This window comes from Methylobacterium oryzisoli, from assembly GCF_046557895.1.
Classification (GTDB): domain Bacteria; phylum Pseudomonadota; class Alphaproteobacteria; order Rhizobiales; family Beijerinckiaceae; genus Methylobacterium; species Methylobacterium oryzisoli.
This window is the reverse complement of record NZ_JBKIBX010000079.1, coordinates 1-12,880: the sequence shown is the minus strand read 5'-3', so window position 1 is coordinate 12,880 and position 12,880 is coordinate 1. Positions and strand designations below refer to the sequence as shown.

Annotated in this window: 13 protein-coding genes; 1 reads left to right on the top strand and 12 read right to left on the bottom strand. The window is 72.7% G+C overall.

The features are described from left to right. The 12 genes from ACKUB9_RS33260 to flgB form a co-directional block, all read right to left on the bottom strand. The coding region (locus ACKUB9_RS33260) for a carbonic anhydrase (RefSeq protein WP_407530815.1) at positions 1–386 on the bottom strand (386 nt) is incomplete at its 3' end. 111 nt (positions 387–497) lie between these two features. Continuing rightward, complete coding sequence (locus ACKUB9_RS33255; RefSeq protein WP_407530812.1) at positions 498–1,223, bottom strand: YidB family protein; 726 nt, start codon at positions 1,221–1,223, stop codon at positions 498–500. A gap of 66 nt (positions 1,224–1,289) precedes the next feature. After that, the gene (locus ACKUB9_RS33250) at positions 1,290–1,583 is read right to left on the bottom strand and encodes a hypothetical protein (protein ID WP_407530810.1); all 294 of its coding nucleotides are present in this window, start codon (positions 1,581–1,583) and stop codon (positions 1,290–1,292) included. 59 nt (positions 1,584–1,642) lie between these two features. Continuing rightward, entirely contained in the window at positions 1,643–1,933 is a 291-nt protein-coding gene (locus ACKUB9_RS33245) for a hypothetical protein (protein WP_407530808.1), read from the bottom strand. 73 nt (positions 1,934–2,006) lie between these two features. Next, entirely contained in the window at positions 2,007–4,784 is a 2,778-nt protein-coding gene (uvrB, locus tag ACKUB9_RS33240) for an excinuclease ABC subunit UvrB (RefSeq protein ID WP_407530806.1), read from the bottom strand. A 216-nt stretch (positions 4,785–5,000) separates the two neighbouring features. Next, positions 5,001–7,598, bottom strand: coding sequence for a cell cycle histidine kinase CckA (gene cckA, locus ACKUB9_RS33235; protein WP_407530804.1), 2,598 nt, complete (start codon positions 7,596–7,598; stop codon positions 5,001–5,003). 306 nt (positions 7,599–7,904) lie between these two features. Next, positions 7,905–8,966, bottom strand: a complete 1,062-nt coding sequence (gene flhB / locus ACKUB9_RS33230) for a flagellar biosynthesis protein FlhB (protein ID WP_407530802.1) — start codon at positions 8,964–8,966, stop codon at positions 7,905–7,907. A 4-nt stretch (positions 8,967–8,970) separates the two neighbouring features. Continuing rightward, positions 8,971–9,735: a flagellar biosynthetic protein FliR gene (gene fliR / locus ACKUB9_RS33225; protein ID WP_407530801.1), complete on the bottom strand. Its 765-nt coding sequence runs from the start codon at positions 9,733–9,735 to the stop codon at positions 8,971–8,973. A 19-nt stretch (positions 9,736–9,754) separates the two neighbouring features. Further along, complete coding sequence (fliQ, locus tag ACKUB9_RS33220) at positions 9,755–10,021, bottom strand: flagellar biosynthesis protein FliQ (RefSeq protein ID WP_238235045.1); 267 nt, start codon at positions 10,019–10,021, stop codon at positions 9,755–9,757. A 44-nt stretch (positions 10,022–10,065) separates the two neighbouring features. Next, positions 10,066–10,374 (bottom strand): flagellar hook-basal body complex protein FliE, encoded by a 309-nt coding sequence (fliE, locus tag ACKUB9_RS33215; RefSeq protein WP_410824847.1) that lies wholly within the window; start codon positions 10,372–10,374, stop codon positions 10,066–10,068. A 2-nt stretch (positions 10,375–10,376) separates the two neighbouring features. Beyond that, positions 10,377–10,787 (bottom strand): flagellar basal body rod protein FlgC, encoded by a 411-nt coding sequence (gene flgC / locus ACKUB9_RS33210; protein WP_407530797.1) that lies wholly within the window; start codon positions 10,785–10,787, stop codon positions 10,377–10,379. 29 nt (positions 10,788–10,816) lie between these two features. After that, positions 10,817–11,221: a flagellar basal body rod protein FlgB gene (gene flgB, locus ACKUB9_RS33205; RefSeq protein ID WP_407530795.1), complete on the bottom strand. Its 405-nt coding sequence runs from the start codon at positions 11,219–11,221 to the stop codon at positions 10,817–10,819. 267 nt (positions 11,222–11,488) lie between these two features. Here flgB and ACKUB9_RS33200 point away from each other — a divergent pair, with 267 nt between their 5' ends. Beyond that, positions 11,489–12,829 (top strand): hypothetical protein, encoded by a 1,341-nt coding sequence (locus tag ACKUB9_RS33200; RefSeq protein WP_407530793.1) that lies wholly within the window; start codon positions 11,489–11,491, stop codon positions 12,827–12,829. The last annotated feature ends 51 nt before the right edge of the window (positions 12,830–12,880 follow it).

Here is a 12,880-nt window from a genome sequence, read left to right as displayed (position 1 = left end):
AGTTCGGCCACGCCGTACTCGATCGAGCCCATCGCCACGCTGTCGACGGTGTTGCCGGCGTTGCGCACGATGAACAATTCGCCGAGGCCGCGGCCGAACAGCAATTCGGGCGGCACGCGGCTGTCGGAGCAGCCGACCAGCACCACGAAGGGTGTTTGCCCGCGGGCGATCTCGATGCGCCGGTCGCGGTCGCTGGTCTCGCGCCGGAACGGCGCGTCGGTGACGAAGGAGCGGTTGCCGTCCTTGAGCCGCGCCAGCGCCTCGTCGGGCGAGAGGTTCGTGCGGGGTCCCGCGGCCCGGGCGGGGGCGGAGCCGAGCGCGGCGAAGCCCCCGAACGCGGCGCAGCACGCGCAGGCCAGGAAGCCGCGACGATCGAAGCGAGGCATGGGCGTCTCCCTCTCCCTGGAGCGGCATCGGATCGCGGTGCGATCGCGTGCCGCTCCCAGTTCTCGCATCCGCACGCCCTGGTGCGCCGGACCGGCGTCCGTGTCGGCGCGCTACCAGCCGCGCATCTCGTCGCCGGTCGGGCGCCGCCCCTGCGGAGTCAGGCCGTCGACCACGCCCGGCAGCACCTGGGCGAGCTGCGCGAGGAGCGTGCCGCGGTCCAGCCCGGTCTCGCGGCTGAGGACGTCGATCGTGTCGGGGCCCAGCGCCTGGACGAGCTGCTGCGGCTGGATGCCCCGGTTCTGGCCGGGCCCGACCCAGGACTCGATCACGTCGCCGAGGCCGCCGCGGCGGAAGCGGTCGATCAGCTGGTCGAGCCCCGCCGGGCCGGCATTGTCGGGGATCTCGCGGTCCATCCCCGAATACTGGCCGGAATCCTGGTCGGCGCCGGTGTCGAAGGGGTTCGGCACGCTGCCGCCGCGCCCGCCGCCCTGCTGCGGCGCGCCGCCCGGGCCGTCGAGCATGCCCGAGAGGTCGGAATAGGGGTTGTCCGGGTCCCCGCCCCGGCGGCCCCGGGGCGGCGCATCGTCGTAGCCGACATCCGGGCCGGGATCCCAGTTGCCCCCATCGGGCGGAAAGCCTCCGCCACCGCGCGGATGCGGCCGCTCCCCGCCGCCGAAGATGTCGCCGAATCCGCCCTGCATCGCCCGGCTGGCGAGGAGCATCAGCAGCGCCTTCACGAGCGGCGACATCCCGCCGGCGCCGCCCTCGTGGCGGCCCTGGCCGCCGCCCAGCACGTTGCCGAGCACCGACCCGATGACCTGATCGAGCAGACCCATGACGCCCTCCCCCGTGCGGTTCGGAGGATTAACCCGGTCGGGGCGTGGCGGTTGCCTGACGGGGCCTCAGCGGGCGTCGCGCGCGCCGTCGCCGCCGCCGGTGGCGCGCCGGTCGCGCGGGTCGAGGTGGTCGAGCGGGTTGGTGCGGCTCCGGGTGCTGCCGGTGCGGCCGACATCGCCCGGCATCACCTTGGTGTCCGGCTTGATCGCCTGGGGCGGCGCGACGTCGGTCGGGGCGCGGGAGCCCTCCGGGATGTCGGCCTGGGTCGGCTGGTCGCGCCGGTCGGAGATCGCGAGGGCGGGCGCGGCGAGCAGGATCAGGGCGGACGCGAGCAGCGCGGGGCGGAGGCGAGAGATCATCGGCCAGTCTCCGGATCATCTTGACCGCAAAAGCGCGAGGCGTGCCGCGGTTCCCGCGCTCAGGGCGGCTTCGGGGCCGGCTGGTCGGCGAAGAGCGGGTCGGGCGGCGGCTCGGCGAGGCGAGAGGGAGGCCGACCCAGCCGCGGCTCCAGGGAATCGACCCGGTCCGGCCGCGGGACGGCGCCGTCGCTGCGCGCCCCGGCGCCCGAATCGGGCGTGGCGATCACCTGCGGCAGGCGCACCCCGCCGGGGCTGACCGTCGTCTCGGCCGCCTGCGCGAGGGCCGCGGCGGGGAAGAGCAGCGGCAGGCCGAGGAGGAGGCGCGCGAGCCCGCCTGTCATGCCGTCCATCGCCCGCCCTCCGCTCAGGCGCCTGCCCCGATCCTGGCACGACGCGGCGCAGGCCCGCCGGGTTCCGCCGGCGTCACCCGCGTCCCTTGCGGCCCTTGTACTTCGGCCGCTGGCCGGGGAAGCCCTGGGTCGAGCGGGCGGCAGGCCGCTCCGAAAAGATCGGGATCTCGCGGTCGGTGCCCGGCCCCATCTCGTCGAGGGTCGGCTTGCGGATGCGGGTGCCCTCGTCGGAGCGCCCGCGGCCGAGAGGTCCGGAGCCAAGTGGACCCGAACCCAGGGGCTCGTCCGTCCCGCCGGCGCCGGGGGCCAAGTCGGCGTTGCGGCCGTAGCGGCGGCGCCCGCCCTTCTCGCCGTAGCGGCCGGCCTGGTCCTCCACGGCCTCCTGGCGGGCCATCGGATCGTCCGCGACCGCGAGTTCGGTCGCCTGGAGGCGCTTGAGCTCGTCGCGCAGCCGCGCAGCCTCCTCGAAGTCGAGGTCGGCGGCAGCGGCCCGCATGCGTTTCTCCAGATCGGCCATCACGGCCTTGAGGTTGTGGCCGACCGTGATGGCGCCCTTGGCGAGGCCGGTATCCACCTGCACGTGGTCGCGCTCGAACACGCTCTCCAGGATGTCGGCGATGTTGCGCTTGACGCTCTGGGGCGTGATGCCGTGCTCGGCGTTGTAGGCGAGCTGCTTGGCGCGGCGGCGCTCGGTCTCGGCGATCGCCCGCTGCATCGAGCCGGTCTCCTGATCGGCGTAGAGAATCACCCGCCCGTCGGCGTTGCGCGCCGCGCGGCCGATCGTCTGGATCAGCGAGGTCTCGGAGCGCAGAAAACCTTCCTTGTCGGCATCGAGGATCGCCACCAGCGCGCATTCCGGGATGTCGAGGCCCTCGCGCAGGAGGTTGATGCCGATCAGCACGTCGAAGGCGCCGAGCCGGAGATCCCGGATGATCTCGATGCGCTCCAGCGTGTCGATGTCCGAGTGCATGTAGCGCACCCGCACGCCGTTCTCGTGCAGGTACTCGGTCAGGTCCTCGGCCATGCGCTTGGTGAGCGTGGTGACGAGGGTGCGGTAGCCCGCCTGCGCCACCTCCTTCACCTCGCCGAGCAGGTCGTCCACCTGCGAGCGGGCCGGGCGGATGATCACCTCCGGATCGACGAGGCCGGTGGGGCGGATCACCTGCTCCACGAACACGCCGCCGGTCTGCTCCATCTCCCACTTGGCCGGCGTCGCCGAGACGTGGATCGACTGGGGCCGCATCGCGTCCCATTCCTCGAAGCGCAGCGGGCGGTTGTCGAGGCAGGAGGGCAGCCGGAAGCCGTATTCGGCGAGCGTCGCCTTGCGGCGGAAGTCGCCCCGGTACATGCCGCCGATCTGCGAGACCGTGACGTGGCTCTCGTCCGTGAAGACGAGGGCGTTGTCGGGCAGGTACTCGAACAGGGTGGGCGGCGGCTCGCCCGGCTTGCGGCCGGTGAGATACCGCGAATAGTTCTCGATGCCGTTGCAGGCGCCGGTCGCCTCGATCATCTCGAGGTCGAAGGTGCAGCGCTGCTCCAGGCGCTGCGCCTCGATCAGCCGGCCCATCCGGGTCAGCTCCTCGACCCGCCACTTCAGCTCGTCCTTGATGCCCTTCACCGCCTGCTGCAGGGTCGGGCGCGGCGTCACGTAGTGGCTGTTGGCGTAGATCTTGACGAATTTCAGCTGGTTGATGGTCTTGCCGGTGAGCGGGTCGAACTCGGTGATCGCCTCCACCTCGTCGCCGAACAGGCCGATGCGCCAGCCGCGATCCTCCAAGTGGGCGGGCCACAGCTCGATCACGTCGCCGCGCACCCGGAAGGTGCCGCGGGCGAAGTCCGACTGGATGCGCTTGTACTGCAGCGCCACGAGGTCGGCGATGAGCTGGCGCTGCTCGATCTTCTCCCCCATCGTCACGGTGAAGGACATCGCCGTGTAGGTCTCGACCGAGCCGATGCCGTAGATGCACGACACCGAGGCCACGATGATGACGTCGTCGCGCTCCAGCAGCGCGCGCGTCGCCGAGTGGCGCATCCGGTCGATCTGCTCGTTGATCGACGATTCCTTCTCGATGAAGGTGTCGGACCGCGGCACGTAGGCCTCGGGCTGGTAGTAATCGTAGTAGGAGACGAAGTACTCGACCGCGTTGTCGGGAAAGAACGACTTGAACTCGCCGTAGAGCTGGGCGGCGAGCGTCTTGTTCGGGGCGAGGATGAGGGCGGGGCGCTGGGTCTCCTCGATGACCTTGGCCATCGTGAAGGTCTTTCCCGATCCGGTGACGCCGAGCAGCACCTGGTCGCGCTCGGTGCGGCGGACGCCCTCCACGAGGTCGGCGATCGCCCTGGGCTGGTCGCCCGCGGGGGTGAAGTCGGATTTCAGCCGGAAGGCGACGCCGCCCTCGGACTTTTGCGGCCGCTCGGGGCGGTGCGGCACCCAGGGCTGGCCGTGCTTGAACAGCGGGTTGCCCTCGGTGAGGAGCTTGGTCAGGGCATCCACCGTGGCCGAGACGCCTTCCGTCGCGAGCGAGGTCTCGCGCTCCTCCGCAATATCCGGCCCGTCGTCGGGGCTGCGCAGGCCGAGCGACTGCGCCAGCGCCGGATCGACGTCCCGGACGGTGCCGTGCGCGAAGGCGGCCTGCGGCGCCTCGCCGAAGCCGGGCGCCTCCGCCTGACCTTTCCGGGGCCGCCCGCGGCGGCGGGGCTCCGGCGCGGTCTGCGCGGGGGCTTCCTGAGCCGGCAGCCGGTCGCGGTTGAGCGCCGGGTTGAGCAGTTCGGCGAGGAAGGGATCCAGCGGCTTCAGCTCGGGCTTCGACGCCTTGGCCGAAGACGGGCGGGGCTTCTTGGGGGCGGGCANTCGCGGTTGAGCGCCGGGTTGAGCAGTTCGGCGAGGAAGGGATCCAGCGGCTTCAGCTCGGGCTTCGACGCCTTGGCCGAAGACGGGCGGGGCTTCTTGGGGGCGGGCATTCCCGGAATATGGAGCCGGAACCCCGCACAAGGAAGAGTGCCGGTTCCACGGCGATGGGCCGGATCGCCGCTCCTGCGGGCCTGGCCCGCAGGAGCGGCGAGCGCCCTACCCGGCGATCGTGGTCTTCACCGTCTCGACCAGTTGCTTGAGGCTGAAGGGCTTGGGCAGGAAGTTGAATTCCTCGCCCTCCGGCAGGTTCTTCTGGAAGGCGTCCTCAGCGTAGCCGGAGACGAAGATCACCTTGAGGTCGGGGTGGCGCTTGCGCAGCTCGCGCAGCAGGGTCGGGCCGTCCATCTCCGGCATCACCACGTCGGAGACGACGAGGTCCACCGCCGTGTCGCGCTCGCCCATGATCGCCAGCGCCTCGACGCCGGAGGCGGCCTCCAGCACCGTGTAGCCGCGCGCCGCGAGCGCCCGGGCGTTGACGGCGCGCACCGGGTCCTCGTCCTCGACGAGCAGGATGGTGCCGCGGCCGGTGAGGTCGGCGGCCGGCGCCTTGCGGGCGGGCTCGGGCGCGCCCGCGGCGGCCGGCGCCGGGGCGGCCTCGGCGGCCTCCGCCGGGGCGGGCTCGGCCTCCGGGACGGGGATGTGGCGCGGCAGGTAGATGCCGAACACCGTGCCCTCGCCCACCGCCGACTTCACGTCGATGTAGCCGCCCGACTGCTTGACGATGCCGAACACCGTGGACAGCCCGAGCCCCGTGCCCTTGTTGACCTCCTTGGTGGTGAAGAAGGGCTCGAAGATCTTCTCCATCACGTCGGGCGTCATGCCGGTGCCGGTATCCGTCACCTCCACCAGCACGTAATCGGCGATGGGCAGGCCGGTGAGCTGGAGCCGCTCGGCGGCCTCGGCCGTGACGTTGCCGGTGCGGATGAGCAGGCGTCCGCCGTTCGGCATCGCGTCGCGGGCGTTCACCGCGAGGTTCACGATCACCTGCTCGAACTGGTTGACGTCGGCCTTGACGGGCCAGAGGTCGCGCCCGTGCTTGAGATCGAGCTCGACCCGCTCGCCCAGCAGCCGCTTGAGCAGCAGCGTCAGGTCCGACAGGGCCTCGCCGAGATGGATCACCTCCGGCCGCAGGGTCTGGCGGCGCGAGAAGGCCAGCAGCTGGCGCACCAGGCTCGCGGCCCGGTTCGCGTTCTGCTTGATCTGCATGATGTCCTGGAAGGCGGGATCCACCGGCCGGTGGCTCGCCAGCAGCAGGTCGGAATAGCCGATGATCGCCTGCAGCACGTTGTTGAAGTCGTGCGCGATGCCGCCCGCGAGCTGGCCGACCATCTCCATCTTCTGGGCTTGGTTGATCTGCTGCTGCAGCTGGTGCTGGGCCGTGGTGTCGAGGGCGTAGAGGATCACGGTCTCGCGGGCGGTCCCGCGCGCCTCCCCCTCCGCGGCGGCGCTGTCCGAGCGGGCCTCCGGGCTGAGCCAGATCCGCGCCGTGCGGTTGCCGGGCGCCGCGACGCCGATCTCGATGGGCGCCACGTCGCCGCGGCCCTCGGCGGCGAGCGCGAAGGCGCCGTCGAGGTTCTGGCGGTCGCGCTCGGCCACGAAGTCGCGCACGGGGGCGGCGGCCTCGCGGCCCTCGCCCGTGCGCGGCAGGGTGCCGAACAGGCGGGCGAAGGAGGCGTTGGCGCGCACCAGCCGCCCCTCCGGGTCCAGCGTCGCCACCGCGATCGGGCTGGTGTTGAAGAAGCGGGTGAAGCGCACCTCGGCGGCGCGCTGGGGATCGTCCGCCTCCTCGCCGCCGGAGCGGTTGAGCACGAGGGTGCGCGAGGCGCCGGGCCGGCCGTCCTGCCCGTAGGCGACCCGGTGGTAGATGCGCGCCGGCAGCGGGTGGCCGTTGCGGCGGCGCAGGTCGAGGTCGAACACGTCGGTGCGCACCTCGCCGGGCCGGCCGTCGCCCGCCACCAGCACCTCGCCCACCGCCGCGGGCAGGATCTCCGACAGGCGCAAGCCCCCGGAGCCGACCTGCGCGAGGTCGTGCCCGAGCCAGGAGGCGAGCGTCGCGTTCATGTAGACCACGGCGCCGCGCGGATCGACCGACAGGAACCCGGCCGGGGCGTGGTCGAGGTAGTCGATCGCGTGCTGCAGCTCCTGGAAGACGTTCTCCTGGCGCTCGCGCTCGTGGCTGATGTCGCTCACGCTCCACAGGGCCACCGGCCGGCGGGGCAGGGGCAGCGGGCGCACGCCGATGCGGTACCATGCGACGTCGCGCTCGGCGCTGCCGCCGGGCGGCGGCGCCATCCGGATCTCCTCGGAGAGGCTGCGGCCCTCCCGGGCGGCCTGGGCCAGCCGGTAGACCGCCTCCGACACGTCGGGGCTGCCGACGAAGACCCGTTCCACCGGCCGCAGGTTGGAAAAACTGTCGCTGCCCGCCAGCGCCAGGTAGGCGGCGTTGGCGTAGATCGGCCGGTTGCCGTCCTCCACAGCGATCATGCCCTCGGGGGCGGCGTCCACCACCGCCTTGGTCACGTCGTTGCGCGTGCCCTGCCCGGTGAATTGCAGCGCCCCGATGGCGAGCGCGAACAGCGAAAACACGCCCGCCATCGCCAGCACCGCCAGCAGGCCGAGGATCAGCGGCTGGGCCTGCTCGTGGGCGACGAAGCTGAGGCCCACCGCCGCCCCGACCAGCAGGCCCGCGAGCAGCAGGAGCAGGCTGACCCGGCCGGGGCGCTCGGAGCGATCGAGGGAGACGGCATCGGACATCGACGGGGGCTCAAGGGTCAGACGCGACGCCGCGATTCACTCGGTCTCGACCGCGCGCGGCGACTCGCACGACCTCGATATCATGCCGCGGAGGCGTTTCCGGAGACTGAACCGCGGCGGTCTCCGGCACGGATCGTGCACGCTTCGCCCGTGCGGTTATGCCTGACCGGGCCGGAGCGGCAAGCCGAACCTGCCGGATGGCGGGAGCGGCCTGCGATGCCGACGCCCACGGTACACGACAGCGTGATGGCAGGGAGGAGGCATGGGTGTCGGAGGCTTTGGCGCCTGCGACGGGCCGGCCACGCCTCACCGCCGCCGCTGGCGCATGACGAAGCCGATCACCTCCGCCACCGCCTTGTAGTGCTCGGTCGGGATGGTCTCGTCGATCTCGACGCTGGCGTGGAGCGCGCGGGCGAGCGGCGGGTTCTCGACCACCGGCACGCCGTGCTGGCCCGCGACCTCGCGGATCTTCAGCGCCAGCGCGTCGACGCCCTTGGCGACGCAGACCGGGGCCGCCATGCCGGCCTCGTAGCGCAGCGCCACGGCGAAGTGGGTCGGGTTGGCGATCACCACGGCGGCGCTCGGCACGTCCGCCATCATGCGCTTGCGGGTGCGGGCCATCCGCAACTGGCGCAGGCGCCCCTTCACCTCCGGGTTGCCCTCGCTCTCCTTCATCTCCTCCTTCAGCTCTTCCTTGGACATGCGCAGGCGCGAGCGCCAGCGGAAGCGCTGGTAGAGGCCATCGCCGAGCGAGATCACCACGTAGGCCGCCAGGATGCAGGCCATCAGCCGCAGCGCCAGAGAGAGCGTCGCCTGCAGCACCGCCGCGGGTTCGAGCCGCGCGAAGGCCTCCAGCCGGTCGCGCTCGCCCCACAGGACGAGGCCCGCGACCGCGCCGACGAGGATGATCTTCACCAGCCCCTTGCCGAACTGGAACCACGCCTCCGGCCCGAAGAGGCGCTTGAGCCCCGCGGCGGGCGAGACGCGCTCCCACTTGGCGCCCAGGCTCTCGGTGGACCACACGAAGGGGTGCTGCAGGAGCCCGCCCGCGAGGCTCGCGGCGATCGCGGCGGCGGCCGGCACCACCAGGGCGAGGCCGAGCGCCAGCATCGCCCGCTGCCCCACGCCCGAAAAGCCGGCCGCGTCGGCCGGGACCTGATGCAGCGTCGCGAGCAGGCCGCGCAGGTCGAGCGTCAGGGTGCGGGCGATCCAGCCGGAGGCGACGAGCAGCACCAGCGTGAAGCCCCCGAGCAGGAGGAGCGTGTTGATCTCCTGGCTCGTGGCGACGTTGCCGCGCCGGATCGCGTCGTCGAGCCGCTTCTGGGTCGGCTCCTCTGTGCGATCTTCCTGCTCGGTGTCGCCGGCCATGCGCTCAAGGCCTCCCCATCTGCGCCAGCCAGCGGCCGAGATCGTCCACGAACACCGCCATCATCACGCCGAGCGTCGCGAGCAGCACCAGCATGCCGACGAGGATCGAGGCCGGGGTGGCGACGAAGAAGACCTGCATCTGCGGCATCAGGCGCGACAGCACGCCGAGCCCGAGGTTGAACAGGATGCCGAAGGCGATGAAGGGCGCGGCGATCTGCACCGCCAGGGCGAAGCCCCGCGCCACCGCCCGGATGGCGACCTCCGCGGCATCGCCGGTGGCCGGCACGCCGACCGGCGGCATCATCGCGTAGCTGTCGCGGATGCCCGCGATGGCGAGGTGGTGGAGGTCGGCGGCGAGCACCAGGGTGAGGCCGAGCAGCGTCAGGAAGGTGCCGAGCGTCGCCTGCTGGCCCGCGGTCGTCGGGTCGACCGTCATGGCGTAGGAGAGGCCGAGCTGCTGGGCCACGATGGTGCCGGTGGTCTGGAGCGCGGCCAGCACCGCCCGCACGCTGAGGCCCAGCACCAGCCCGATGGCGATCTCGCCGATCAGCACCCCGATCAGGGCCGGGCCGGCGCCCGCGCCCTGCATCGGCGGCAGGAGCGGGCGCACCAGCGGAAAGAGCACCAGCGCGACGAGCAGCGCGAAGGCGAGCCGCAGCCGCGGCGAGACCACCGTCTCGCCGATGCCCGGCATCAGCATGATCAGGGTCCCCACCCGCGCGAAGGTGAGGAGGTAGGCCGCCGCGATGCCGGGGAGGAGCAGGTTCACGGGCGCACGGGTCTCCGGGTCACCCGCCCGCGGCGATCCGGGCGGCGATCCGCGTCATGTAGCCTGCCATCGCGTCCCCCATGAAGGGGAGCATCAACAGCATGGCGGCGAAGACCGCGACGATCTTGGGCACGTAGATCAAGGTCTGCTCCTGGATCTGGGTCAGCGCCTGGAGCAGCGAGACCACGAGGCCCACCACCAGGGCCACCACCATCAGGGGGCCGGCCACCTTGATGAAGGTGAGGATGCCGTCGCGGGCGATGTCGAGGATGGCGAGGCCGGTCATGGGAGCCCTGCTGGAGCGAGGAGGCCGAGCGGGAGGAGAGCGGATCAGATCTGCATCCGCATGATCTCCTCGTAGGCGGAGATCACGCGGTCGCGCACGGCCACGAGGGTCTGGAGCGCGGTCTCGCTCTCGGCCACCGCCGTCACCACGTCGACCACGTTGGCCTTGCCGGCGCCCACCGCCATGGCCTGGGCCTCGCTGCGGTTCCCGGCCTGCGCCACGCCGTCGAGGACGGAGGTGAGCATCTGCCCGAAGCCGGCCTGCGGGGCCGCGGGAGTCGACAGGGCCGGGCCGCCCCGGCCGAGGTTCTGGACCGCCGCGTAGGCGCCGGCCGCGAAGGCGTTGGTCGGCATGGTCAGGCCTTCAGGATGTCGATGGTGCGGGAGATCATGCGGCGGGCGGTCGAGACCATGTTGAGGTTCGCCTCGTAGCTGCGCTGGGCCTCGCGCATGTCGACGGTCTCGACCAGCAGGTTGACGTTGGGCAGGCGCACCTCGCCGCGGGCGTCCGCGGCCGGGTTGCCGGGGTCGTGCTTGGTGCGGAAGGGCGTCGCGTCGCGGCGCACCCGCCCGAGATCGACGACATTCGCGTCGAGCTCCCGGTCGAGGCGATGGGAGAAGGTCGGCACCTTGCGCCGGTACGGCTCGGCCGCGGCGCTCTTCGGCTCGGAATCGGCGTTGGCGATGTTTTCCGAGATCACCCGCATCCGGCCGGACTGCGCGCGCAGGCCCGAGGCCGCGATGCCGATCGCCTTCATGAAATCCACGGCGCCCTCCCCTCAACCAGCACCGGTCGTCAGCGGCCGACCGCCGTGCGCAGCATCTGCAGGCTCTTCTGGTAGAGCGAGGCGGCGAGCTGATAGTCCGCCTGGTTCTCGCCGGCCTTGAGCATCTCGTCCTCCAGGCTCACGGCATTGCCGCTCGGCACCACGTCGAAGCGGGTGCGCTGGCGCTCCTCCGCCGGGCTGCCCGCGCCGCTGCCGGCGAGGTGCAGCGGGTTCGTCTGGGTGACGCCGAAGCCCGCGGGCAGCGCCGCCGCGAGGCTGCCGTCCGGCCGGAAGGCCGGCGCCTTGAGGTCGCGGGCGCGGAAGCCCGGCGTGTTGGCGTTGGCGACGTTCTCGGCCAGCACCTTCTGGCGCGTCTGGTTCCACTGCATGCGGTTGCGCAGCATGCTCACGAGCGGGAGATCGGCGACGGGCACGGGAGCGGCCTTGCGGTTCGCACCGCCATGGCGGCGGGACCGGCAAAAAATGCCGGGTTCTTGGTTAAGGGGCGGTTAATCCGGTCCGGGCGCCTGCCGGCGGATCGGGCAGGCCCATGATGTTGTTAAGATGCCGTCATTCGCCCTGCGCACGGGCCGGAACCCCGTGTTACATACGCTCCATGTCGCGTCGGTGCCCCGCGCACCCTACTCGTGAGAGACCGTGCATTGCTCTCTTCGCTCTTCGGGACGGACGGTTCGCCCCTGATGTCCTACCTGATCGTCTTCCTGATCATGGTCGTCCTGCTCAGCGCCTTCGCCTTCGGCGCCAAGCGCTTCGCCCGCGGACGCCTGAGCCTGAGCAACGGGGGCGGTCAGCGCGGGCGCCAGCCGCGGCTCGGCATCGTCGACATCTACGAACTCGACCGGCAGCGGCAGCTCATCCTGCTGCGGCGCGACAACGTCGAGCATCTCCTGCTGGTCGGCGGGCCGAACGACGTCGTGGTGGAGCGCAACATCGTGCGCGTGGCGGGCGCCCGCCTGCCCGCGGAAGCCGACGGGCACGACGAGGCGCAGCCCGAGCCGCCGCTGCCGCTCCCCGCCGAGGCGGAGCCGCCCTCGCTGCCGCCGCCGCTGCCGCCCTTTCCGCAGCCGCCCTTCTCGCAGCCGCCCCTGCCGCAGCCGGCGGCCCATGCGGAGCCCGCCTTCACCTTCCCGTTACCGCCCGAGGCTGCACCGCCGTCGCCCGAGCCCCCGCCGCCGGAGCCGGCGCGTCCGGCCGCGCCGGTGCGCGGCGCCTCGCGATTCAACGCGTCCCGACGCGTCGAGCCGCCGAGCCTGCGCGCCGCCCGGCAGACCCCCCCGCCCCTGGACATGCCGCCCCCGGACCTCGCGCCTCCGGATCCGACACCCCCGGATCTCGCACCCCCGCCCACGCCGGTTCCCGCGCCGGCCGGGACGCGGGGCGCCGAGCCGCGCCTGGTCGATGCGGCGATCCTCAACGACATGGCCCGCCAGCTCGAAGAGGCCCTGCGGCGGCCCTCGTCGGCCGTGGCCCCGGCGCCGCGCGCCCCGGAGGTGCCGGTGATGGAGCGCCCGCCCGCGCCCGAGCCGGATTTCTCGGTCCTGGCCTCCGCGCCGGCGCCCGAGCCCGAGCCCGAGCCGCCCCCGCCCCCGCCGCCCGTCGTGCCGGAACCGGAGGCGGCCATGCCGCCGCCCCCGGGACCCGAACCGGTGCCCGAGCCCACGCCGGAGCCCGAGCCTGCCGCTCCGCCGGCACCCGAACCGGAGCCCGTTGCGCCGCCGGCTCCCCCGCCGGTGGTGGACATCGCGCCCCCGGCGCCCGAGCCGCCACCCCCGCCGCCCGAACCGGAGCCCGAGCCTGCCGCTCCGGCCCCCGAACCCGCGCCGCCGGAGCCCGAGCCGTTCCCTCCGCCGCCGGAGCCCAAGCCAGCGGAGCCCAAGCCAGCGGAGCCCAAGCCAGCGGAGCTCAAGCCGGATCCGAAATCGGAGCCGAAAGCGGCCTCCAGCGTGCAGAACCCGTTCTCCGTGGAGGAGATCGAGGCGGAGTTCGCGCGTCTCCTCGGTCGTCCGCTCGACAAGCGCTGAGGCGCGCCGGGCTTTTGCGCCGGAACCCCTCTCCCGCACGGGAGAGGGGTT

What these genes read in the sequence shown, in the direction of transcription:
- fliE (WP_410824847.1), bottom strand. Translation starts at nt 10,374, where the DNA reads ATGCCGACCAACGCCTTCGCGGCCGGCGCCTACGCGGCGGTCCAGAAC.
- ACKUB9_RS33255 (WP_407530812.1), bottom strand. Translation starts at nt 1,223, where the DNA reads ATGGGTCTGCTCGATCAGGTCATCGGGTCGGTGCTCGGCAACGTGCTG.
- cckA (WP_407530804.1), bottom strand. Translation starts at nt 7,598, where the DNA reads ATGTCCGATGCCGTCTCCCTCGATCGCTCCGAGCGCCCCGGCCGGGTC.
- flhB (WP_407530802.1), bottom strand. Translation starts at nt 8,966, where the DNA reads ATGGCCGGCGACACCGAGCAGGAAGATCGCACAGAGGAGCCGACCCAG.
- fliQ (WP_238235045.1), bottom strand. Translation starts at nt 10,021, where the DNA reads ATGACCGGCCTCGCCATCCTCGACATCGCCCGCGACGGCATCCTCACC.
- ACKUB9_RS33245 (WP_407530808.1), bottom strand. Translation starts at nt 1,933, where the DNA reads ATGGACGGCATGACAGGCGGGCTCGCGCGCCTCCTCCTCGGCCTGCCG.
- ACKUB9_RS33250 (WP_407530810.1), bottom strand. Translation starts at nt 1,583, where the DNA reads ATGATCTCTCGCCTCCGCCCCGCGCTGCTCGCGTCCGCCCTGATCCTG.
- ACKUB9_RS33200 (WP_407530793.1), top strand. Translation starts at nt 11,489, where the DNA reads ATGTCCTACCTGATCGTCTTCCTGATCATGGTCGTCCTGCTCAGCGCC.